The sequence below is a fragment of the Staphylococcus sp. HMSC072B07 genome, from assembly GCF_001815505.1.
Taxonomy (GTDB): domain Bacteria; phylum Bacillota; class Bacilli; order Staphylococcales; family Staphylococcaceae; genus Staphylococcus; species Staphylococcus simulans.
Genome location: NZ_KV820944.1, coordinates 1 through 23,254 on the forward strand (window position 1 = coordinate 1; position 23,254 = coordinate 23,254).

The window sequence follows — 23,254 nt, forward strand, 5'->3', positions numbered from 1 at the left end:
CATTCGCTTGTGGTTCTGTTGATGTGATTGTGATTGATTTACCATCTTCACCTTTCGCACCCTGTGCTCCGGTTGCACCTGTTGCTCCTGTATCACCTTTGTCTCCCTTAGCTCCTTGGGCTCCAGTGTCACCTTTATCTCCTTTAGAAATGGTTACATGTGATCCATCACTGAAGCTAACAACAGTATTGCCTTGGCCATCTTTAGCTTCGCCAGTCACTGTTAATGGTGCCGCGTCTTTACCTGCAGCACCTGTTGCGCCAGTATCGCCTTTAGAGATTGTAGCGGTTTTACCATCGCTGAAATGCACCACTGTGTTACCGTTTGCGTCTTTTGTTTCGTTAACAACTGTTAACGGTGCAGCATCTTCTCCTTTATCGCCTTTTGCACCTTTTGGTACTACGATGGATTTACCGTCACTGAAGTTGACTTTGATATCACCGTTCGCTTGCGGTTCTGTTGATGTGATTGTGATAGATTTGCCATCTTCACCTTTCGCACCTGTTGCTCCAGTTGCACCTGTGGCACCCGTATCACCTTTTGGCCCAGATGGAATTAGTGCTTCAAATCCATCACTAAACTTAACAATGGTTCCTTCAGGAGTTATTGTATAACTATTTACTCTTAATGAATCACCTTTATCGCCTTTATCTCCCTTATCACCTTTTGGAAGAATAATAGATTTTCCATCGCTGAAAATGACTTCTTTAGTACCATCTGGTAATGTATTAATTTTGTCTATAGTTATACTAGTGCCTGGATCACCTTTTTCACCTTTATCACCTTTTGGAATAGTTACTACTCTTCCATCACTAAAAGTAATAACTGTATCCCCGTTTGGATTTTGCACTGCTGTCCTAATAAATACAGATTTTCCATCTTGACCATTTCTACCATCTAAACCATCTCTACCGTCTAATCCATCTAATCCTGGTAGACCTTGAAGACCTTTATCACCTTTGGCTCCTTTGTCCCCCTTGTCACCTTTGTCGCCTTTTTCACCTTTCGCACCATCTGGAACAAAGAATTCACCAAGTTTTTCACCAGTTGCTTTATTAGTAATTGTTACTAAAGTACCTGGTTGACCATTTTGTTCTGTTTTCAAGCTAGAATAAGCAAGTTCAGGTGTACGTCCATCTCTAGGAACGATGGTTTTACCTGGTAAACTTGTTTTACCGTTTAATGTGGCAGTCGCTGAAATAACTTCTCCCTCTTTTAACGGTACATTTAATGTTTGTGTAAACTTACCGTTGCCATCAGCAGTTGTTTGATATTGAGTCAAACCAACTGTAATAGTTACATTAGCATTTGGTGTAGTTTCACCTGTTACTTGATTTGTACCTGACAATTTAGGATCTAAAATTGGTGGTAAAACCGTTGCATTTTGATTTGCATTCGGATCGAAAACCCCTAATCCGACTATTTCATCAACAGGCGGAGTTGCAACTCGAGTACCTGTGATATTAGTACCTAATTCAATATTTTTATACATCCAAGTTGTTTGAGTCTTTTCTTCTACCCCTTTGATCCCTCTTTTGAGTGTAACTTGCTCTCCAAGCGGTACATCTTTAGTTAATACATATGTCGTACCATAAGGTATAGAAGTCTCAATTGTTTGAACTTTTTGTTTGATGTTAAAGTCGATATTACCATCTAAAACAACTTCCATATTTTTATTAAAATAGTTTTGTGTTGAATATGGGTTTGGTGTTGAGTTGTAACTGCCCCCACTTGGATACATCATAAGATAACCGTTAATACTTAAGTCGCCGTTCCAGTTTTTTACTAGCAAACTAAATTTAATTTGGCCATATCCATTTTTTGCAAATACGTCACTATTAATCGATGGTCTGCCTTCTAAAGCGTAACCCGCTGGATAACCAGGTTTAATTGTCCCAAATTTTATTTCAGCTTTGTTATTTAATGGTACCGTAGTGCCTACTACTGCCCACGTACCTATGATAGGTGCTTGATTTGCTGGTAATTGGAAACCTTCTCCAAAAGTAAAACCACCTAAATCAAATGTATGATATGGTCCAGTACCGACTGGATCTGTGAAGTATTTAACCTCAAAGTTCATTAAATTGTGTGCTCTATCTGGTTTAGCAATAAATTCATAGTGTGCATCTTTTTGACCAATATAAGTTTTACCGTAACCTGTAATGATGATTCCTCTATCTGGATCAATTGAAGCACTAGCTTTCAGCGCACCAATTGCTTCAGGTGTTGAAGCATTTTTTGGAATATCTAAGTTTGATGTCGTATCTGGATCGTTCACTGTATCATCTGTAGAATCAAGTGCTGCACGCACCGCATACACTGTATATTTAGATGTTTGTTCATTGGCATACTCAATGCCTGCACGTAGGATATCTTGGAATAAATCTTCTGCTGATACTGCATTATAATCAACATTTAACTTACTTAAGATGCCTTCTACATCTTGTGCCTTATATGTTTCAGATAATAGATTACGGACTAATCCTTCTTTATCTGATGAGTGTAAATATTGTTCTACAAATTCAACAGGTGCTTTTGCGCCATCGTTTAAGCTTGAGTAATCTACTGTACTTTCAGGAACAGTGTTTACTTGTGCTGTTTCTGTAGTTTTTACTTCATTAGATGGTGCTGTTTCTTTTGTCGTTGTGTCAGCTTTAGGCGTCGATTCAGTTTGTGAAGTTGCCTCAGCTTTTTCTACTTTTTCTGCTTGAACACTTTCTTTATTTGTAGGTGCTACTTGTGCTGTATTATCGGAAGGTTTTGCTTCTGATGTTGCAGCTGCTTGATTTGATTCGTTTGCTGGCTGTGCTGTTGAAACTTCTGGTGTTGTTTGTTGCGTTTGAGTTTCTTGGTTTACAACAGGTGCCTCAGCTGGAGCTGCTTGATCTGCTCCGTGTTCGGCAGGTTCCTCTGCTTGTTGTGCATCTGTTTCTGCTGCTTCTGCGTCACGGCTTGCGCCGAACAATAAAGTAGTTCCAAGTAAAATAGAAGCTGTACCGACTGTAAACTTACGAATTGAATATTTATTATGAATATTCGGTAAGAAGTCTAAACGCTTGTTGCCTGATTTTTTCATGATGTCCTCCGTTTAGTACTTTTGTACATAAAATAATAATGTTTCAAAATGTTTGTTTTTCTCTCACATTCGACTCATTATAGCAAAGTTTTGTACCATTTAGTATAGCAAAACTTAATTTTTAGTGAATTTGTTCGTGTTTGCACATCTAATTTCACTCAAATTTCTAATTAATCCATTTTCAGCCTCAATTTTTGACAATATTTTGTATCACAAATTAATATGTTCTTAAAATTTCTCTTTAATTCGTGTATACTATCTCGAAATAATCTATATGACTTTTCTACGCACATCTCATAGTTATTAATTTTATGTATAAGAAATATTCATCATCAGTTTCTTAAATTAGCATAAATAGAACTGAACCTTCCATTAAAAGAAAGTCCAGTTCTTTAATTTTATTGATGATCTTTTTTGTCTTGTTTATCTTCTTTCTCTTGCTTATCTTCATTTTCTTTTTCTTTAGCTTTTTCACTCTTTTCCGGTGAATAGTTCACACCTTGAGTATATTCATTTGAAGCATCCCAAAGTAAGAATTCATTGATACCGTGATCACGTAACGCTTGAATTTGATCAGAAACCGCTTCTGCATCATAACTCTTATAATTCCCTTCACCTAAATAACTTGCAGTGAAATCTTGCAGCCAAGGACGTGTTTTCGGTTTATGGTCTGCTTTCTTCAATACATCTGATTCTTTCTCTAAGTACTTGTCTACTGTGTTATAAGGTTCTAAGTCAGGATGCTCAATCCCAAAGTCACCAGGGCTCCAATGTGATGGATATATCATAGAAGAAATCACATCTACATTCTCCGCAATTTTAGGGAAACTTTGACCAATACCCGGTGCTTCTTCTACTGTCGCAGAGTAACCAAAGACGTCTGCAGAAATTTGCGCATCTAAAGGATGAATTTCTTTACGCGCTGATTTTAGGAACTGCGTAATACTATCGACACGTTGTTGTGTATTATCCATGTCATCGCCTTTATATTTACCATTAGAATACACTAAATCTTTGTCCATATTTTCAAAGCCTTCTGGGAAGCGAACATAGTCAAATTGTACTTCTCTAAATCCAGCCTTTGCTGCTGCTTTTGCGACATCAATATTATAATCTCTGACTTCTTTTTTGAATGGATTTAAGAATTTATCACCGCCATCACTTTCCCAAACTTCGCCATTCTTTTCTTTAAATGACCAATCTGGATGAGCTTCCGCTGCACGTGCATCTTTAAACGTTACAACTCTGGCAATTGGATAGACATTGTTCTTCTCTAACGTCTTCATTAATTTTTTAAGGCTGACCATTTCAGTTGTATTCTTTTGAATCAGTTTATTATCTGAATTCAAGTCCATGGTAATATTACCTGTATCGTCTTTAACATCAATCACCATAGCGTTCAAATCTGTATCGTTAATCATTTTGATTAATTCATCAAAACGTTCACCTTGAAGGGTCCCAGGTGTCACATAAATTCCTTTAACCCCTTCTTTAGGGTATTTAATTTTATTTTTATTATCGTTATGCTTCTCTGATTGTTGATGTTCTGCGGACTTGTTGTCATTCTTTGAAGTTGAATCATTATTACCGCATGCTGTAAGGATCAAAGTACTCGCTGCAGCTATAGTCAGCACGCGTTTCATCAATTTTATCGTCATCCCTTCATCATAAATCAACAGTTATAATTATTTTATACATTTCATGAACAAAAATAATAAACTATCATCACTATTCTAGCTTAACGAAATCGTTGATAGTTGGCAATGAAATTCCTGTTTCTATTTAAAATCTAGCGAAAATTGATTTCATCACGCATTTATTGATGAAACAACACACCTTTAACTCACTTGTGTATATGGGTATAGAAGAATAATACGTTATTTAGGAGAATGAGAATGCGACTAAAATTGACTACACTCACACATTTCTATTATCAATTACCAGAATATAATCTGACAGAAGTCGATGACAGTTGGTATCGTCAAACCTTACACCTTTACCTTTATTACCAGCCACCCTATGCATTTGAAACACTACTTCAATTCTTAGATCGACGGTCAATTCCAGGTGTGGAGTCTGTATGTGATGATACGTATTACCGTACAGCACTACTTCGATCTGAATCACACACATTTAAAGGTTGGATTGCGGTTACACAAGATGATGAACAAAATGCTTTAGCACTCACATTCAGTGCGAGCCATTATCCTGTGTTATCTCAAATCATTACGCGAATACGTCATCTCTTCGATTTAGATTATCCTCCACAAGCATCAAGAGAAGTATTGAAGGCTTCATGGATGGATTCTAGTACCAGAATGCCAGGAGGCTTTGATGGTTTTGAGGTCAGTGTACGTACAGTATTAGGACAACAAATTACGGTACAAGCTGCGACGACGCTAGCCGGTCGTTTAGTTCATGCCTTAGGAACTTCCTTTGTCTTAGATTTACCTGGTTTATCTGCTTTCTTCCCACCTGCAGAGACACTCATTGCGGCAGGTAAAGCTAATAGTCTAGAAGGCGGTAAAGGTATCAGCGATGTTTTAGGACCACTTGGTATTACAGGTAGACGTGCTTCAACCATTGAAGCCATTGCTCGTGCATTAGTTAATGGAGAAATTCAGCTCAAACCTTACCCAATATGGAAAGATAAACAGATAGATACAGAAATCATGACTCAAATTGAAGTTGAAATGAAACGTTTATTAGCTATCAAAGGGATCGGCCCTTGGACTGCACATGCGATCGGTATGCGTGCTTTAGGATATCCCGATGCCTTCTTAGAATCTGACATTGGGGTCATCAAAGCTATGAAAGCTTTATATCCTGATTCAGAAGAAGCCGAAACTTCAAAAGGCCGGTTAGCTCTCGCTGAAGCTTGGCGTCCAATGCGCAGTTATGCGGTTATGAATTTATGGAAATAAATGATACAAAAACGTCCTCCACTTTGAAAAATACTCAAATTGGAGGACGTTTCTTTTATGAATTAATAACCAAGCAATGCTTTAATACTAAATCCGACAATCACAGAAACTGTAATCGCAAAGAAGCCAGGTAATATAAAGCTGGTTGGTTTCGTTTGTTTCGTTTCATCTAAATCCACCGCAAATAATAATGTTGGTTGTGCTGGAATGACGAAGTTAACATTTAAAGTTTGCGCCATCGCAATAAAGTACATCGGCGGCACACCCATACTCATCAGAATCGGCAACATAATAGATGCTGTCGCTGATTGTGAAATCACCACAATCGTAACGAGTGAGACTAATATAATCACAAGCCAAGGCACTTGTTGAATCACACCGCCGATTTGTTCTGTCATAATTTTTTTATTGCCTGGGGCTGTGAAAATCGTCGCACCAAGCCAACCAGGTCCAAGTACTGCGAATAATGCCCCAATCGCAGATTGTGTAATATGACTATCCAAAATATCTCTCGTATTTAATTTAACTAAGACTAAGTTGATTGCGGCACTCATATACATAAAGAGCTGCACAATTTCAGTCGTTTCAAGTTTAACTGTTTCTCCATTGACTTTAAATGTCGGTACTAAATCTGAGAAAATACCGAACATTAAAATTAACCCAACCCCTAATAAAAAGACCAAAACACCTAATTTCACACGAGGCGAAAATTTCGTTTGTAGCGGCTGTGCTTCAATATCTTCCATAATATCTGTCGCAAATTGGCTAGGATTCATCTTACGACGTCTTCCGACTACTGTACAATAAACACTCAGTGCTAACATACTAATAATCGCTGTCGGCATAACGATAGATAGGTATTTGCCCATCGTGACACCTGTCACTGCCAATGTCGCAATAATATAAGCCGTCGCAGAAGCTGCTGGACTACATAATAATGCTAAGTTAGCCGTTAACACAGATGCTGTTAATGGACGTTTCGGTTGAATCCCTGCACGTGTCGCAGTTTTAGCGATAATCGGTTCTAGTGATAAGGCAATATTTGTTGTCCCGATACCGAAGACAAAAATAAAGACAATCATGGGTGCGATAAAGATGATAGATTTCGGATAGCGCTCAATCACTTTAGAAGCAAGGTAAACTAAGTAATCAATACCACCTGTAGCTTGTAAGGTTCCACCCGCAATCCCAATGGACAAAATAATCAATACCGCTGTAACAGGTGCTGAACCTGGCGGCAGACCAAAGATAAAAATCATGATCAGCTGTGCCACAATTGCGAAGATACCGCAACCCAGTGCACCTGCCAGCCGTAACCCCATCAGTATGGCCAGAATCATGATAATAATTTCTGTGATAAATAGAAACATTTTAACTCCTCACTTTAGTATCTCTATATTGTGAAAAAGATAACATAGTCCAGTTTATCACGATTGCGTCACAATTTGGTAAGTCAAAATTACTAAAATATGAAAGTTTAGTGAATACAATTTTCTAAAATAACAACTTATAAATATGTATGAAAAAAAGCCCTGGCACGTAGCCAAGGCTTTAAATATTGAATACTATGCTCTATCCCAATAACGTACTTGATCAAATGCTTTCACAATTGTTTGTGGATCATCTGATACAAAGATACCAGGCGCATCTAATTTCACTTTACCATCTTGTAAGTCTTTAGAAGCCGCTTCATTAAAGATAATTGGTTTCTTATGCTTATAAGATAACGCCGCAAACTCTTCAGCATCTGGAATTAAACCATTGCCATCTGACAAGATGACTAAGCTGTCGAATAATGTCGCATGCGCTGTATCATACGTTTCATTGATTGAGATATCATCAGATAAGTCTTTTTGTTGCTTGCCGACAAACGCATAGTTTAAACCATGCTCTGCGAATGTTTTCGCATAATTTTTCAATGTTTCTGCGTCAATATCACCGTTCACTAATACTGCCACTGAGTGACCTGGTAATGGACGGTCATATTTTTCCATAGTCAATTGACTGTCTTTCTTATCTGATTTTACTTCTTCATTTTCTTCTGGTACTTGTACACCCACATTGTCTGCGACACGTTCAGCTAATTCACGATCAATTTTATTTAATTGATTCACTGCACGTTGACGCACATCCATGCTTTTACATTTACCGATTTCAAATGAGAAGCCATCCACTGTATGGTCAAATTCAGGTTTTGTTAAACTGTTCAGATATAGTTTCGCTTGTGAATAGTAATCTTTGAAACTGTCACTGCGTTTACGGATTTTGTGTCCTTCTACTTTTTCAGGATAGTGTACATAACCGCCTTCTGCTTTTGAACTTGTGAATGGGCAATTGCCTTCTAAAGCATTCTTATGATAAGACGTTTGACCTTCATGAATGTTCATTTGATGCATCGCATCACGTTGGTTGTTACGTACTTTATTCACAGGACGGTTGATTGGAATTTGGTTGAAGTTTGGTCCGCCTAAACGTGAGATTTGTGTATCTGTGTAAGAGAATAGACGTCCTTGTAGTAATGGGTCATTTGAGAAATCGATACCTGGTACGACATGACCTGGGTGGAATGCGACTTGTTCGATTTCATCAAAGACATTATCTACGTTTCGGTTCAATGTCATTTTACCAACGACTTTAACTGGCACTTCATCTTCTGGCCAAATTTTTGTCGGATCTAATAAGTCGAAATCAAAGTCGAATTCTTGGTCTTCTCTTAAGATTTGTAAACCAAGTTCCCAAGCTGGATAGTCACCTTTTTCAATTGATTCATGTAAATCTTTACGGTGGAAATCGATATCTTTACCTTGTAAGATTTGCGCTTCATCCCATACAAGAGATTCTAATCCGTGAACTGGTCTCCAATGGAATTTCACGAAGAATGCTTCACCTTGTGCATTGACTAAACGGTACGTATGTACACCGAAGCCTTCAATTTGTCTAATATTCTTAGGAATACCACGGTCACTCATTGCCCATACTGCAGTATGTGAAGTTTCTGGATTTTCTGCGAAGAAGTCCCAGAATGTATCGTGTGCTGTACCACCTTGTGGTGTTTCTGTATCGGGTTCAGGTTTAACTGCATGAATTAAATCCGGGAATTTGATTGCGTCTTGAATAAAGAATACAGGAATATCGTTACCGACTAAGTCAAAGATACCTTCATCTGTATAGAATTTCGTCGCAAAGCCACGTACGTCTCTGACTGTATCTGGTGAACCTTTTGAACCTTGTACCGTTGAAATACGTACAAAGACAGGTGTCACTTTGTCAGGGTTTGTGAGGAAGTCTGCTGAAGTATACTCAGATAAATCTTCATAAACTTGGAATTCACCATGTGCACCAAAACCACGTGCGTGAACAACACGTTCAGGAATTCGTTCATGGTCAAAATGCATAATTTTCTCACGGAAATGGAAATCTTCTAATAAACTCGGTCCTCTTTCACCTGCTGTGAGTGTTAATTCATCTTCACTGACTTTTGTTCCATTATTCGTCGTCATCGGCTCGCCTTCATGACTTTTTCTGAATTGGTCTAATTGTTCTTGCTTTTTGTTTTTAGCCACACAAATAACCTCCTATATATTAAGTCCTAATTATGAGTTTCCCGTTTCATTTTAAACAAAACACTTTTTGTTTTTGAAGATAATTTTAATACAAAGTTTATAAAAATTTACAATCAAACAGTTCTGTTCATCTTGGGTTGTTTTCAGTAAAATGATACTATGCATAATTAATAGAAAAGGTGGAAGCTATGTCACTCCCAACTCATTTACGTATTGAAGGTTCGCTTTCAGAAATTATAGAAGTATTAATGAAGTATGAAGATGCTTCAACGTTATCTCATGATAACTTATTTAAAACCAAAAATGTTGAAGCGATGTTATATCAACTATTTGTTAAACATATGAGTCAAAAAGAACGTCAAATCATAGAACGCTCAATAAAAACGTCTGAATATATGACTTTTATTGAGGAAAAAGATGCGCAACATATGCAGCTTTTAGCACAAACACATTATTTATTGCCAATACAAAAAAACTTAAATTATATCGATAATGAATTTCTGAACAACTACAATTACTATATTTTAAATGGTTCTCCAACAAAATTCCCTGAGTTAGCACAAACAGCCAAAGATCAAAATAGTATTAAATACTGGGTGGAATCTGGCAGACGTGCAAAAGATAATATGACACTCTCAGAATTCTTAGATGTAAACTTTACAGTTAATCAATTAAAAGAGATTTGTCGTACTCATAAAATCAAAGGATTTTCTAAAGGACCGAAAAAGCATATCATTCATTTAGTAGAACAAGCGTTTTTTGAGTCGCCTGACAATTTTATTGTCGGGTATTCAAAAGAAGCTTATCAGCTGCTTGCTTATTTCATATTAGAAAATCGTAATAGTATTCCAAAAAGCATAGCCGAAGACTTAAATACTGATTTCTGGCTGATTGATACTGATCGCTTAAATACAATTTACTTTATCCCTGCAAATACAATGAAACAAATCAAGGATTTCTTTAACACACATAAGATGAATCCTTTAGATTATGTTCGTCCTGAAGACCAAGTGTTATACCAAGATTCAACAAAGGGAACTGTAAAAGAAACAACTGAAGTGGATACATCACATTATACTGCCACAGATGAAGACGAAGCGATAAATTTAGAAGCAAAGCTAGAGCGATTACTTGCTCAAGAAGAACAGCTTTCACCTGAATTTGAATTTTTCGCGGTGTTATTAAACCTTTATGGCGTTGTGCCTTACCAATTTGCGACCACTTTATTCAACCGCTTCTTCAACGAAGCTAAAAGTGAAACAGAAATCAAAACAATGGCAGCAGATCATTTAAAAGATATTTTAGTCAGTGACAACGATTACTATATCCATCCTTTAATTGAAGAAGAATATCCAGATATCCTTGCACACTTTGAAGATATCAGTTATTTCGTTCCGACTAGCTATGAAGCACTGTTAACAGCTGGAGAACTTGATACATTAAACACAAATAAAAATATTCGTAACGCTCTCAAGTTCTTTTTAAAGCTTTTTAAAGATGATGACATGAAAGAATTTTTAATGGACATTATCGTTCTGCAACCGTTAAAAAAACACACAGACATAACACAACTGGATCATATTATAGAGGAACTAGCACTAGAACCTGAAGTTCGCAGATTCAACAATTTAGAAGTCAAACGTCATTTGAAAAAGCTTGCATATTATTTACCGCTATGGAAGTTACGTGGTCATAGCCAAGCAGAACTCGATGCTACTGCACGATAGAACTCTTTAACACAAACTCATATTAAAACAAAAAAAGGAAGTCACTTCATGACGCTGACCACGAAAGACTTCCTTCTTTAATTTGAAAGGTATAAATATAGAGGGTGAATGAATTTTAGAATACTAACTTATGACTTTACTTGTGCTTTCTTATAATAATAAATTGGAATTCCTGCTAAGGTCACGACAATCCCGATGATTGCCAGTACAGGTTGTGTAATTAATGTGTTAATTAATACGAATATACCTGCCGCTAAGGCAATGATTGGAATCACTGGGTACAACGGCACACGGTAAGGTCGTTGTAATTCAGGTTCTCGTTTGCGTAAAAGTATGACCGCTAGGAAAGCCATACAATAGAATGTCCAAATAACGAAAATCAACATGTTCGTAATCGTATCAAACGCACCTAACAACATCATTATTGTAGCGATAACCAATTGAATGACACCGCCTAACCAAGGTGTATCTGATGGCGTTAAGCTTAAGAATGCGCGTTTAAATGGTAATTGATCGATTTGTGCCATCGCATAAGGAATCCTCATGCCTGTCATCGTATAACCGTTCATGGTACCGTACACAGAAATCAAAATACCGATAGTGATAATCTTGCCGCCGCTTGCGCCGAATAGAATAGATGAAGCATCACTTGCGGCATTTAAGTTACCTACGATATGTTCAATCGGCAAGGTCATTAAGAACGTTGCGTTGATTAATAAATACACAACCATAATCAAGCCAATACCTAAAGCAATTGCGCCAGGTAAATCTTTCTTAGGATTTTTCATTTCCCCGGCAATATTACCGACATGAATCCATCCGTCGTATGCGAACATTGTCGCAAGCAAGCCGCTTCCAATCGCTTCAAACCAACCAGAACTTGTACCATTCACCACTGGGAATAAAGAGAATGATACTTCGCTGCTTTGGAAGAAGCCGAATAATACAATCATCGCAATTGGGATTAATTTAATTACCAACGTAATAGATTGGAGTAATCCGCCTGCCTTTGATCCTAATAAGTTGATTAACAACAATGTTAACGCACTCATAACAGCGATAGGCACTAAATAAATAATGTTAAGATGAAACAAGTTGATAATTTGCGTACCGAATATAATCGCCAGTGCGGCTACGTTTGCGGGAAAATAGATGAACCCTTGTGCCCATCCAGATAAGAATCCCCAGAAGTTGCCATACGTATATTCGATATATTTTGTCAGACCACCTGTTTCAGGAATGGCAGCTGCTAACTCAGCACCTGTTAAACCTGCACAAATGGTAATGAGACCTCCAAGGAACCAAACTAACATTGCCATACTCGTTGAGCCGGTCACTTCAGTGACACTGGAAACTTTGAAGAAGACGCCAGCACCGATTACCGAACCCATAACGAGAGAAAGTGCAGCAAAGAAACCTATATTTTTCTTTAAGGCTTTATCACTACTCATCAGGTTTACCTCCGTTCTGTCTTATTTCGGTTAACCTACTACACCTTCACTAGTATCGGCAGGTTCGAGTAATGTATCAATAATATGTGACACGCGTGTTAAATCGACGTTTCCACCAGACACGAGTGCGACTGTTGTTTTGTTTTTCAACCATTTCGGGTCAATTTTACCGCTTAGAATTGCTGCTGTCGGTAACGCACCGGCTCCTTCTGTGATAATTTTTGCGCGTTGCATTAAGTGACGCATCGCATTCGAAATTTCATCTTCAGTCACTAAGATAAATTCATCAACTAATTTATCTGCGACTTCATACGTTTTTTCACCTGGAATTGCGACTTCTGTACCGTCCGCAATGGTATGTGCAGTAAATTGTGACGTAATCTTACCTTGTTTCACAGATTCTGCCATACCATGCACATTCTCTGCTTGTACGCCAATGACATGGATAGACGGGTTGAATGATTTTAATGCGGTCGCAACACCTGAAATCAAACCGCCACCACCAACAGGTACAATCACCGTGTTGACGTTCCAAATACTGTCTAAAATTTCAAGTCCGATTGTGCCTTGTCCAGCCATTACTTCATTGTCATCGTAAGGATGAACAATCGTTTTGCCCGTTTCTTTCGCAAGCTGTTCCATATAGAGGCGAGAATCATTGAATGTCTCTCCTTTCAATATGACTTCTGCACCATAACCTCTGGTAGCTTCTTGTTTAGCAATAGGTGCTTCTTCTGGCATAATCACAGTCGCTTTGATACCTAATAACTTACCGGTCAGCGCAAGTCCTTGTGCATGGTTCCCAGCTGATGCGGTAATGATACCTTTTTCTTTTTGTTCTTCTGTCAGATGTAAAATTTTATTCAAGGCACCACGATATTTGAATGAACCCGTGAACTGCATGTTTTCTAATTTCAAATAAACATCTCCGCCAGTGATATCATTACTTAAGAACATGGATTGGATTAGCGGTGTTTTACGCACGTAATCACGAATCATCATTTTCGCTTCTTTAATGTCTTGAATATTACAATATTTCTCCGTTTGCATTACTGTACTGTTTACTGTCATTTCGCTCTCTCCATTTCTCTTTATATAGGGTAATTATTTCGCTTAATTCATTAACTTGTTTAACTCCTCGTAGGATAAGTCATGAGATTGTGCAAGTCCTTCATTCGTCACATGACCTTTATATATATTGACACCTGTCGCAAGTACAGGATTATCTTTAATCGCTTGTTCGATGCCTTTATTGCTGATTTCTTGTAAGTATTCGATATTACCTAAAGCAAGTGCCATAGTAGAAGTACGTGGTACAGCACCGGGTTGGTTTGGTACTGCGTAGAAGACAACACCGTCTTCAACATAAACTGGATTGTCAATCGTAGTTGGACGGATACCTTCAACTGTACCGCCTTGGTCAATCGCAATATCTACAACGACTGAACCTTCTTTCATAGATTGAATCATGTCACGTGTAACGAGTTTTGGTGGTTTAGAACCGGGGATAAGAATTGTTGAAATAAAGACATCCGCTGTCTTAATTTCTTTTGCGAGGTTTTCTTCATTAGATTTAATAACTGTAACGTCTTGACCTTTGAAGTGATCTTTAAGCCATGAGATACGGTCATCATTTAATTCGATAATTGAAACTGATGCTTGTAAGCCTAGGCCAATTGTAGCCGCATTGACCGCAGCTGATCCGCCGCCGAAGATAACGACTTTACCAGAAGGAATACCGTCAATCGCATCAATTCCTGAAATCAATATACCTTCACCTTGATGTTGCTTTTCTAAATAATATGCGCCCATCAACATAGAACGTCGTCCTGCGATGGCACTCATCGGCGCAAGTAAAGGTGCTTGTCCATCTTTCACAATCGTTTCGCCGCCGATTGCGGTAACACCCGCTTCTTGCATTGCCTCTACGGTTTCTTTAGATGATGCTAAATGTTGGAAGCCCCAGATGACTTGTCCTGGTTTGAAGAATTGGAATTCTTTCGCATCCGGCTCTTTCACTTTGACAATCAAATCCGCTTGCCATGCTTCTTCATGATTCACAATAAAGCCGCCTGCTTTCTCATATTGTGCGTCATCAAATCCAGAGCCTGTACCTGCATTATGTTCAACAAGGACACGGTGCCCATCTAATACAAGTTTCTTCACATTTTCTGGGGTGCAAGCCACACGTCCTTCACCTGGTTTAAGTTCTTTAATGATACCGATTTCCATGTTCATCTCTCCTTGTGAATATTTTCACATTTAATTTAACACTTATATACAATAAAGGCAAACTAATTATTAGACGTTTTATAAATAATTCTATTTTTAAACATAATCAGAATATTTTAGTAATTTATCATCCTTTTATAGTAAACGCTTACATACCATTTGTGACAAACATAATCTATAATGTTAAACCTAAAATGTCACAATTTGTATAATCACTTTTATATCGTAAAATAATTCTATTATTTTAAAATTTACTATGAGGGAAGCATGAAGTGAGTGTTAATGCAGGCATAAAAAAACCCTGGCTTTCGCCAAGGTAATTTATATACTCAAACTAATTTCTTTAAAAAATTGATTCATATCGATACATTCAATATTCAAGTCATCACATATATCTGGAATTTTTGGTGCTTTACTAGGTTGAGAAGTGGATAAGTTAACATTTCTATTTTCGTTAGTCATTATAGTATAGCCTTCTCTTTTAGCGATTGCGATTAACCAAGGGTCGGCAATACTTACATCTCTCCACCCTTTTCCATTCCAGAAATTGCGTCATTTTTATAAAAGTCACTCTCTTGTATATGCGTTAAAATGAATTGCCACTCGTCAAAGTAATCACTATGATTAAAAGTTTCACAACTATAATTGTTAGTTAGCCACTTTTTAAACCAAGGATCTTGATAGTTTTCTTTTAAAACAATATTAGGAATAATCACTTGTTTATTTAGGATTGAAGGTGAATTTTTCCAAAATCTTGGAAAATAACCATACTTATAATAGCGGTCATAAAAGTTAATATAAATATTGGAGTCAAGAATATATTTTTTTATTTAGCACTAATAAACCTGCTGGAACGTGAATTGTTTTTGCAATTGTAACGAGTTGGTTAAAAGTTGGTTGTACCTCTCCGCGCATGATGTTTTCTATCTTTTCAACTTTCTTTTGAATTGCAGAGAGAGGGACGCTAGATTCATTGATATAGGCGTTCAAAACTTTTGTATTTATTGAAACACGTTTAACCATAAGCGTTGCCTCCTCTATTAGATTTAATTATTTATATCACGTCTTTTTTAAATGAAGTTAACGTTTAGTGTGCAAAAATCACACCTCAATCACTTAGTTCACTATCCTTAACATCTGTAATAAACATATGTCCAGGCGCATGTGTAATGATCAATTCAGGCTTAGCGTCTAAAGCTACAGATTGCGGTGTCACACCACATCCCCAAAAGACCGGGACTTCATTTTCTTTTATGTGTACCGGCTCCCCAAAGTCTGTTTGATTTAAATCTTTGATACCGATTGCTGAAGGGTCTCCGATATGGATAGGCGTGCCGTGAACATTTTTAAAGTGTGTCGTAATCTCAGTCGCACGAATCGCATCTTTCATAGTCATCGGACGCATACTTACAGTTATATTGCCGTCAAAACGACCCGCAGGTTCAGCAGGTATATTTGTAATATACATCGGTACGTTATGTCCTTCTTCTAGATGACGTAATGGAATACCCGCTTCTAACAACGCATGTTCAAACGTAAAACTACATCCAATTAAAAAGCTAACCATATCGTCATTAAATCGATGCTTGATATCAGACGGTGTTTCTATTAATTCACCGTTTTCATATACACGATAAGCTCCGACTTCTGTCGTAATATCCGCATTTTTACCATACTTTGAAAAGTTAACTTCCCCTACTTCAGATACATCTAATAGCGGACACGTTTTTGGATTTTTAAAACAGAATTTCAAGAAATCATAAGCATATTTTGAAGGTAGAATAACCACATTCGCTTGAATGTACCCCTTAGCCATTCCACTTGTATGCCCCGTTACTTCTTTATTACGAATCATTTGTCTTAATGCTTCTGGTTCCACATTTTGTAAATTTGCCATGTATAAACATCCCCTTTGTTTAAAAAATGGTATTTCTACTAGTTTATCAAAAATACTTAAACATGTGTTAAAGAACATTCAATTGTACACCTATTACCCACACTATCATGACCATGTTTTTCAGCTACTTTAAAAGAAATATCAGAATAGAAAAAATCAGCACTTCCATAGCGGAGATGCTGATTTTTATTTAGTGACTTTGTATTATGCAGTTGTATTTGATTCTTGAGTGTTAGGATGTTTCACTTTCTTTTGGCTTTTTAATAAGAACACACTTAAGAATGCGATAACCGCAATAATTACTGTGAACCAGAATGCTGCGTGATAACCGTTCAACATCGCATCTTGTGCAATTTGCGCTTGCATCACTTCTGGTTTAAGTCCTTGATAATCTGCCATATCTGGTTTAAAGATTTTCGCGAAGTGACTCATAATTGTAAAGAGAATCGCTGTACCGATAGAAGCTGAAATTTGTTGCATAGTGTTCGTCATAGAAGAACCATGCGCATTCATTTTCTGCGGTAATTCGTTCATCGTATGTGTCATTAATGGCATTAAACCTAACGCAATACCGATCATACGAATCGCATATACTGTTGTTAACATTACTAACGATGTTTTAGCATCCATAAAGACGAAATAAGTTGTCGTCACAACCACGATACCCATACCGATAAAGGCTAAAATTTTAGCGCCGAATTTCTCATAAAGGATACCTGATACTACAGACATAATCCCCATCACAATCGCACCTGGTAATAATGCTAAGCCAGATTCTAAAGCAGGTTTGCCCATAATATTTTGAATAAAGATCGGTAATACCGTTTCAGAACCAATCATCGCAATCATTGTAAAGGCCATAATAACAATGCCGACCGCAAATTGACCTTGTTTAAACACTCTGAAATCCAGCAATGGTGTTTCTAAACGTAATTGTCTGATGATAAAGAGTACCACTAACACAATGCCGCCAATAATCGTTGTTAGAACAACCGGGTCATCCCAACCGTCACGTGCGATAGAACTTGTACCATATAATAATCCGCCAAACCCTACAACAGATAAGGCAATAGATAAAATATCAATTGGTACTTTACTTGTCGTACCTACGTTCTTAATAAGTTTCAAACTCATTAGGAATGTGATTGCCGCAATCGGTGTTACTACGTGGAATAATGAACGCCAGTGTGAATACTCAACTATATATCCTGATAACGTTGGACCAATGGCCGGTGCTAAGCCAATCACTAAACCGAAAATCCCCATATATTTACCACGTTCTTGAGGTTCAAAGACATCTAAAATCGTTGTCATCATTAACGGCATCATAATACCTGAACCTAGTGCTTGTATAATACGCGCAATTAATAATACAGTGAAGTTCGGACTAAAGCCCGCAACCAGTGTACCTGCTAAAAAGATTAAAATGGATGTCAGGAACACTTGTCGTGTACTAAAGCGCTGAATTACCATCGCTGACAATGGAATCACAATACCGTTTGTCAGTAAGAATCCTGTTGTCAGCCACTGAACTTGTGTATATTCAATATTAAAATCTTTCATAATACTTGGTAACGCTGTCGCAAGTAAGGTTTCATTCAAAATTCCAAAGAACCCGCCAAGCAACATTGTAAAAATCATCCATAATTTGGTTTTGAGTGTCATACTTCATCTCCTCTTCCTTTTCTTCCTCTATTTTCTCAACCTATGTTTATAACGCACTAAATCATACCACACTAAAGTTGAATTACATTTAATTGTTGTTTAAATGTGCGTAAAAACACAGCGCTTAAATGAACTGTTTACTTATACTTGATGAATGTCGCATTGAAAATTATCCCACACCAAAACCAGCTATTCTATCTACATCATGGGTGTTTTGTAGCTTAACTCGACATCAACAACTAATTATAGACATTAAAAAAAGCTCTCACGCATCAAAGTGAGAGCTTGAACAACATTTATACAGATACTTTTTGATTTGTATCGACTAATTTTAATTTATAATCATAAATCGACTGTAAGTTGCCGTTCGGATTTTTAAGGATTAAATGATCTTGCGTAATTTCTGTCGGACTTTCGACACCGACAGCCGCTGCTAAGTTGAATAATCCTTCATGTAAACTTGTGATGTAGTTTGTGACACGATAGTTCTTTTCGTTCACAAACAAACCACGTTCTAATTTAGGGTTTGTCGTCGCCACACCGACTGGACATGTGTTCAAGTGGCATTGTTGACTCATAATACAGCCGACACTGATCATCATACCACGTGCGACATTGACTAAGTCTGCACCGAGACCGAGCGCAATCGCAATTTTATCAGGTGTCACCAATTTACCTGATGCGAAGATTTTCATTTTATCGCGAATACCATACTTCTCTAACATGCCTGTCACAATCGGTAAGGCTGTGAATAATGGTAAGCCGACGCTATCTTGTAATTCTTGATACGTCGCACCTGTACCCCCTTCACCACCATCAATTGTGATGAAGCTTGGATATTGTTGACGTTGTTTCATCGTTCTGACTAAGGCTTCAATTTCGTCGACATGACTCACCACAATTTTGAAGCCTACTGGTTTTTGTGCCGCTTCTTTCAAATCCATAATCCAATCTAATAAATCATCGTAATTATGAATGAATTCAAAGCGATTCGGTGAATTAATCGTTTTACCAGGTTCAACACTTCTGATTTTCGCAATTTCTTCTGTTACCTTAGCGCCTTCCATATGACCGCCACGTGTTTTAGCCCCTTGTGCTAACTTCACTTCAAAGGCTTTCACTTGGTCGATAGCTGCCTTTTGTTTAAACTTCTCTAAGTCAAACTCACCATTGGCTTTACGTACACCGAATAAACCAGGTCCGATTTGGAAGATAATATCGCCGCCGCCTTTACGATGGTGGTCAGATAAGCCGCCTTCACCGGTATTCATCCAAGTACCTGCACGTCCTAATCCCATAGATAATGCGGTAATCGCATTTTTACCTAGTGCACCGTAACTCATACCAGATTGTCCGACTAAACGTTTCACTTTATATGGATATTTTAAATCTTCTCCTAAAACAATCGCATCCTCATCCGACAGATAATAAGGGTCAACCTTTTCAGGGTCTCGATGTTCTTCTCGATCAAATAAGCGTTCGTTATCAACCTTATAGACAAACGTTGAAATTAAAGTCGATTGATCAATACGCATTTCCGTTGCTTGTTTTGGAAACATCGTGTTTTGAATAAAGAAGCCTGTTTCATAATCTGTCTGCGTTCCGAAGCTCGTCATACGTGATTTGTATTTACCAGCTTTCACGATGTCTGTATATTGACTACGTGAAAATGGTTTCCCTTTCGTGTCCTCTGAGAATAAATATTGACGCAACTCTGGTCCGATCTTTTCGAAGAAATAACGTACACGCGCCAACACAGGATAGTTACGCAACACACTGTGTTGTTGTTGCCGTTTATCTCTAAATAACAATACTAATCCAGTCACCAACAGTCCTATTACGACAAGCGCAATTAAGATGTTGATAATGAATTGAAGAATCGTAAGCAATAACATTATAGTTCCCCTCTCTCTATTTCTCTGCTTATCATGTATTACTTCAATTCCCAGCAGCCCACTCTGCTGAAATTGCACTAAATTTTAAATGTAATCCCATTGTATACCAAATTCCGTCGTGTTTCATCAGTCATTTAGAAAACGTTTACATTTTTGATGCAATATTGCTGAAAGGATGAGAAAAGCCGTTAATATTCTATCATTTTGCTTCAATTTTCGCATTCATAAGTCACCTTGTATATACTGAAGATGTTGGCTATTATCTTTACCTTAAGTAGAAAAAGGGAATAAAACAATATAAATGTAAATAAGAGAGAGAAAGGCGGATTTACTTATGACAGAATTGAATAAGAAAGTGGCAGTCATTACAGGCGCAAGCAGCGGTATCGGGAAAGGCATTGCCTTAAAGCTTTCAAATGAAGGCGCAACTGTAGTGCTTGTTGCTCGTGATGAAAAGAAACTAGACCAAGTTTCAACTGAATTACGTAAAGCAGGCGCAAAAAACTATGAAATTATCAGCGCTGATGTCACAAACCGTGAAGATATTGATCGTGCAGTACAACAAGCTGTAGAAGAATTCGGGAAAGTCGATATCTTAGTCAACAGCGCAGGTCAAATGAAATCGTCTGCGATTACAGAAGGTGAAGTACAAGCTTGGGACGATATGATTGATGTAAACCTTAAAGGTACATTATACGCAATCAATGCGGTCATGCCGCACTTCCAACAACAGCAAAGCGGTCATATCGTTAACATCGCTTCAATTTCGGGCTTTGAAGTGACAAAATCAAGCGCGTTATACAGCGCCACAAAAGCAGCTGTCCATGCGATTACACAAGGTTTAGAAAAAGAACTCGCAAAAACAGGCATTCGTTCTACCAGCATTTCACCAGGTATGGTCGACACAGCTATGACTAGTGATACAGATTGGGGTTCACGTAAAATGTTAGAACCTAAAGATATCGCAAATGCGGTAGTCTATGCGTTAACACAACCTAGTCATGTCAATGTGAATGAAATTACAGTACGCCCTGTTTAATATACAACTAAACAGCTTTAAACAATGAAAGTCAGGCAACACGCCTGACTTTTTACATATATAAACATATAAGTTGGATCTGTATTCAACGCATACCTTTACTTTAAATTTCTGGTTTGAACAAGATAAAATAAATACTAAATAAGACCAGATATACACCCATGAAAATACCGACACGTTTTAACAAGTATAAACCTGTATTAGAACGGTTTTTAATGAAGCGATTCGAAATCATGTTTGTGACGATAAAGCTGATAAAAATAATAATGACATAAATCAAAGCTGTCGTATCCATTGCGGTACTCCTTCACATTGTTATTTAGTTTAATGTATCACAACTTGGTGTTGAATCCTATGTAGAATTTCTATAATTAAAGATCAATCCATTTAATCTTTAAAATATTCGTTTTAAGGGAAAGATTGGTATAGAATAGATATAATACAATCTTACAATGCACGGGGTGACGCACATGAATTACTTGGAAGAGCAAAAACATAAATATATCGAATTAGCCGAAGCCATCGAATTCCATAATGCTGATTATAAAATAGATGATGTAGAGAAAATGTCTGTTCAAGAAATCTGTACGGATTATGGAAAGTATACGACGTTAAAAGAAAGACAAGTCTTAGAATCTATCTTGAAGTATCATCCTGAAGTCACAATCATTTCAGAAGACAAAGCCGATGAATTAAAAATATTAAGAAGAACAGATTTCGTTTATGAAATTGAGAAAAACTCTTATTTTGTAGAAACTGAGTTTTTAAACAACTTCAATAGCCACGTACTCAACCATAAATATGACTCTATCCCACCATTAGATGATGATGAAGAAGAAGCCATTCATGAAATGCGTGAAATAACACAAGCACGTAGAGATTATGAAGATTTCCAACTTGCTGACTTACTAGAGAGATACAATACTGAAGAATTAAAACAAATTTGTCGTGAATTTAAAATTACCGGCTTTTCTAAAGGAAGCAAAAGTGACATCGTTGATTTAATTCAAGATAAATTTACAAACAAAACTTCATTAATGTTCAAACGTCTCACGCAAAAAGAATTGAATTTAATTGCGTACTTCATCGCTGAAGAAAGCAACGTTATTCCTTACACGCATCTTGATGCCTTAAGTGTGAAAACTTTCTTCATTCAAGTGCAAGATGACTATGAAATACTTTATATGCCAATGGATATCTTTGAAGATTTAGAAGATTACTTCGAAGAGAATGATTTGAATCCATTAGACTTCCTTGATGAAGCAGATCGTGAGTTATTAGAAGAAATTGAAAAGTATCAAAAATTGAATAGCCTGCCGATTAATGAAGATGAAGATATCGATACTGCGATTTCTGCGTTTGTGGAAGCGGGCAAAGATGAAGACATGCGTGAAATGTTTAAAGAAATGTTCGACTTAAATCAAGATAGTGACGATGCGAAAGTTATGAATGCGATTATAGATGGTAAAGTCACATCTCAAGAAGAGTTAGATCAGTTCTTAGAAGAACTGCACAGTAAACCTCAAACAAAAACACAAGAACAAAATCATAAATCTTCTGGTAATGTCATTGATTTCAATCAATACCGAAGATAAAGCGATATAAGATAACACAATCATAAATACCTTATAAAGCCAATACTGAAAAGTACAAGCTTTATAGGGTATTTTTCAACTCAAACCTTAAACTTTATTCAACCTTTTACTTTATAATTTCAATTGGATAACGCATTATATCGTGATACACTGTCAGTGAAGTAAGTAGAATTACACTTACATTCAAAGC

At 37.2% G+C, this 23,254-nt stretch carries 18 protein-coding genes; 4 read left to right on the top strand and 14 right to left on the bottom strand.

Annotated features, from left to right (window positions below; translation table 11 throughout):
• Together HMPREF3031_RS10445 and HMPREF3031_RS10450 are read right to left on the bottom strand one after the other, a co-directional pair.
• A partial coding sequence (locus HMPREF3031_RS10445) for a YSIRK-type signal peptide-containing protein (protein ID WP_142351322.1) occupies window positions 1-3,076 on the bottom strand: 3,076 nt, incomplete at its 3' end.
• Between the two features lie 398 nt (window positions 3,077-3,474).
• A complete protein-coding gene (locus HMPREF3031_RS10450; RefSeq protein WP_372510746.1) occupies window positions 3,475-4,734 on the bottom strand; it encodes a putative glycoside hydrolase in 1,260 nt (419 codons plus the stop codon).
• A 237-nt stretch (window positions 4,735-4,971) separates the two neighbouring features.
• On the opposite strand from HMPREF3031_RS10450, the gene HMPREF3031_RS10455 reads away from it, so the two are divergent.
• Window positions 4,972-6,000: a DNA-3-methyladenine glycosylase family protein gene (locus HMPREF3031_RS10455; protein WP_002480041.1), complete on the top strand. Its 1,029-nt coding sequence runs from the start codon at window positions 4,972-4,974 to the stop codon at window positions 5,998-6,000.
• A gap of 62 nt (window positions 6,001-6,062) precedes the next feature.
• Here the strand turns inward: HMPREF3031_RS10455 and HMPREF3031_RS10460 are convergent, their stop codons facing one another.
• Both HMPREF3031_RS10460 and HMPREF3031_RS10465 read right to left on the bottom strand, forming a co-directional pair.
• Window positions 6,063-7,370 carry an anaerobic C4-dicarboxylate transporter family protein gene (locus tag HMPREF3031_RS10460; RefSeq protein ID WP_002480042.1) on the bottom strand — a complete coding sequence of 436 codons (1,308 nt, stop codon included), beginning with the start codon at window positions 7,368-7,370 and terminating at the stop codon, window positions 6,063-6,065.
• A 195-nt stretch (window positions 7,371-7,565) separates the two neighbouring features.
• Complete coding sequence (locus tag HMPREF3031_RS10465; protein ID WP_051035989.1) at window positions 7,566-9,500, bottom strand: catalase; 1,935 nt, start codon at window positions 9,498-9,500, stop codon at window positions 7,566-7,568.
• A 251-nt stretch (window positions 9,501-9,751) separates the two neighbouring features.
• On the opposite strand from HMPREF3031_RS10465, the gene HMPREF3031_RS10470 reads away from it, so the two are divergent.
• The gene (locus tag HMPREF3031_RS10470; protein ID WP_002480044.1) at window positions 9,752-11,290 is read left to right on the top strand and encodes a hypothetical protein; all 1,539 of its coding nucleotides are present in this window, start codon (window positions 9,752-9,754) and stop codon (window positions 11,288-11,290) included.
• A 128-nt stretch (window positions 11,291-11,418) separates the two neighbouring features.
• On the opposite strand, the gene HMPREF3031_RS10475 is transcribed toward HMPREF3031_RS10470, so the two are convergent.
• The 9 genes from HMPREF3031_RS10475 to HMPREF3031_RS10510 all read right to left on the bottom strand — a co-directional run bounded on the left by HMPREF3031_RS10475 (window position 11,419) and on the right by HMPREF3031_RS10510 (window position 20,430).
• Complete coding sequence (locus HMPREF3031_RS10475; RefSeq protein ID WP_002480045.1) at window positions 11,419-12,741, bottom strand: APC family permease; 1,323 nt, start codon at window positions 12,739-12,741, stop codon at window positions 11,419-11,421.
• A gap of 30 nt (window positions 12,742-12,771) precedes the next feature.
• Window positions 12,772-13,812, bottom strand: coding sequence for a bifunctional threonine ammonia-lyase/L-serine ammonia-lyase TdcB (gene tdcB / locus HMPREF3031_RS10480; protein ID WP_002480046.1), 1,041 nt, complete (start codon window positions 13,810-13,812; stop codon window positions 12,772-12,774).
• 42 nt (window positions 13,813-13,854) lie between these two features.
• Entirely contained in the window at window positions 13,855-14,973 is a 1,119-nt protein-coding gene (gene ald, locus HMPREF3031_RS10485; RefSeq protein ID WP_002480047.1) for an alanine dehydrogenase, read from the bottom strand.
• Between the two features lie 321 nt (window positions 14,974-15,294).
• Window positions 15,295-15,435 carry a DUF4411 family protein gene (locus HMPREF3031_RS13710; RefSeq protein ID WP_002480048.1) on the bottom strand — a complete coding sequence of 47 codons (141 nt, stop codon included), beginning with the start codon at window positions 15,433-15,435 and terminating at the stop codon, window positions 15,295-15,297.
• A gap of 53 nt (window positions 15,436-15,488) precedes the next feature.
• On the bottom strand, window positions 15,489-15,803 hold the full coding sequence (locus tag HMPREF3031_RS13715; RefSeq protein ID WP_306806853.1) for a DUF4411 family protein: 315 nt from the start codon (window positions 15,801-15,803) through the stop codon (window positions 15,489-15,491).
• A complete protein-coding gene (locus tag HMPREF3031_RS10495; RefSeq protein WP_002480049.1) occupies window positions 15,784-15,996 on the bottom strand; it encodes a hypothetical protein in 213 nt (70 codons plus the stop codon). Before HMPREF3031_RS10495 ends, HMPREF3031_RS13715 begins: the two co-directional genes overlap by 20 nt.
• 85 nt (window positions 15,997-16,081) lie before the next feature.
• Window positions 16,082-16,870 carry a putative hydro-lyase gene (locus HMPREF3031_RS10500; protein ID WP_070684389.1) on the bottom strand — a complete coding sequence of 263 codons (789 nt, stop codon included), beginning with the start codon at window positions 16,868-16,870 and terminating at the stop codon, window positions 16,082-16,084.
• A 204-nt stretch (window positions 16,871-17,074) separates the two neighbouring features.
• On the bottom strand, window positions 17,075-18,535 hold the full coding sequence (locus tag HMPREF3031_RS10505) for an MDR family MFS transporter (RefSeq protein ID WP_002480051.1): 1,461 nt from the start codon (window positions 18,533-18,535) through the stop codon (window positions 17,075-17,077).
• A 296-nt stretch (window positions 18,536-18,831) separates the two neighbouring features.
• Complete coding sequence (locus HMPREF3031_RS10510; protein ID WP_002480052.1) at window positions 18,832-20,430, bottom strand: FMN-binding glutamate synthase family protein; 1,599 nt, start codon at window positions 20,428-20,430, stop codon at window positions 18,832-18,834.
• Between the two features lie 334 nt (window positions 20,431-20,764).
• Between HMPREF3031_RS10510 and HMPREF3031_RS10515 the strand changes: the two genes are divergently transcribed.
• The gene (locus HMPREF3031_RS10515) at window positions 20,765-21,469 is read left to right on the top strand and encodes an SDR family oxidoreductase (RefSeq protein WP_002480053.1); all 705 of its coding nucleotides are present in this window, start codon (window positions 20,765-20,767) and stop codon (window positions 21,467-21,469) included.
• Between the two features lie 103 nt (window positions 21,470-21,572).
• On the opposite strand, the gene HMPREF3031_RS10520 is transcribed toward HMPREF3031_RS10515, so the two are convergent.
• The gene (locus HMPREF3031_RS10520) at window positions 21,573-21,764 is read right to left on the bottom strand and encodes a hypothetical protein (protein WP_002480054.1); all 192 of its coding nucleotides are present in this window, start codon (window positions 21,762-21,764) and stop codon (window positions 21,573-21,575) included.
• Between the two features lie 175 nt (window positions 21,765-21,939).
• Between HMPREF3031_RS10520 and HMPREF3031_RS10525 the strand changes: the two genes are divergently transcribed.
• Window positions 21,940-23,064, top strand: a complete 1,125-nt coding sequence (locus HMPREF3031_RS10525; RefSeq protein WP_037556097.1) for a hypothetical protein — start codon at window positions 21,940-21,942, stop codon at window positions 23,062-23,064.
• The last annotated feature ends 190 nt before the right edge of the window (window positions 23,065-23,254 follow it).

What these genes read in the sequence shown, in the direction of transcription:
- tdcB (WP_002480046.1), bottom strand. Translation starts at nt 13,812, where the DNA reads ATGACAGTAAACAGTACAGTAATGCAAACGGAGAAATATTGTAATATT.
- ald (WP_002480047.1), bottom strand. Translation starts at nt 14,973, where the DNA reads ATGGAAATCGGTATCATTAAAGAACTTAAACCAGGTGAAGGACGTGTG.
- HMPREF3031_RS13710 (WP_002480048.1), bottom strand. Translation starts at nt 15,435, where the DNA reads ATGACTAACGAAAATAGAAATGTTAACTTATCCACTTCTCAACCTAGT.
- HMPREF3031_RS10450 (WP_372510746.1), bottom strand. Translation starts at nt 4,734, where the DNA reads ATGACGATAAAATTGATGAAACGCGTGCTGACTATAGCTGCAGCGAGT.
- HMPREF3031_RS10510 (WP_002480052.1), bottom strand. Translation starts at nt 20,430, where the DNA reads ATGTTATTGCTTACGATTCTTCAATTCATTATCAACATCTTAATTGCG.
- HMPREF3031_RS10455 (WP_002480041.1), top strand. Translation starts at nt 4,972, where the DNA reads ATGCGACTAAAATTGACTACACTCACACATTTCTATTATCAATTACCA.
- HMPREF3031_RS10520 (WP_002480054.1), bottom strand. Translation starts at nt 21,764, where the DNA reads ATGGATACGACAGCTTTGATTTATGTCATTATTATTTTTATCAGCTTT.
- HMPREF3031_RS10465 (WP_051035989.1), bottom strand. Translation starts at nt 9,500, where the DNA reads ATGACGACGAATAATGGAACAAAAGTCAGTGAAGATGAATTAACACTC.
- HMPREF3031_RS10495 (WP_002480049.1), bottom strand. Translation starts at nt 15,996, where the DNA reads ATGGTTAAACGTGTTTCAATAAATACAAAAGTTTTGAACGCCTATATC.
- HMPREF3031_RS10505 (WP_002480051.1), bottom strand. Translation starts at nt 18,535, where the DNA reads ATGACACTCAAAACCAAATTATGGATGATTTTTACAATGTTGCTTGGC.
- HMPREF3031_RS10460 (WP_002480042.1), bottom strand. Translation starts at nt 7,370, where the DNA reads ATGTTTCTATTTATCACAGAAATTATTATCATGATTCTGGCCATACTG.
- HMPREF3031_RS10475 (WP_002480045.1), bottom strand. Translation starts at nt 12,741, where the DNA reads ATGAGTAGTGATAAAGCCTTAAAGAAAAATATAGGTTTCTTTGCTGCA.
- HMPREF3031_RS10515 (WP_002480053.1), top strand. Translation starts at nt 20,765, where the DNA reads ATGACAGAATTGAATAAGAAAGTGGCAGTCATTACAGGCGCAAGCAGC.
- HMPREF3031_RS10500 (WP_070684389.1), bottom strand. Translation starts at nt 16,870, where the DNA reads ATGGCAAATTTACAAAATGTGGAACCAGAAGCATTAAGACAAATGATT.
- HMPREF3031_RS10525 (WP_037556097.1), top strand. Translation starts at nt 21,940, where the DNA reads ATGAATTACTTGGAAGAGCAAAAACATAAATATATCGAATTAGCCGAA.
- HMPREF3031_RS10470 (WP_002480044.1), top strand. Translation starts at nt 9,752, where the DNA reads ATGTCACTCCCAACTCATTTACGTATTGAAGGTTCGCTTTCAGAAATT.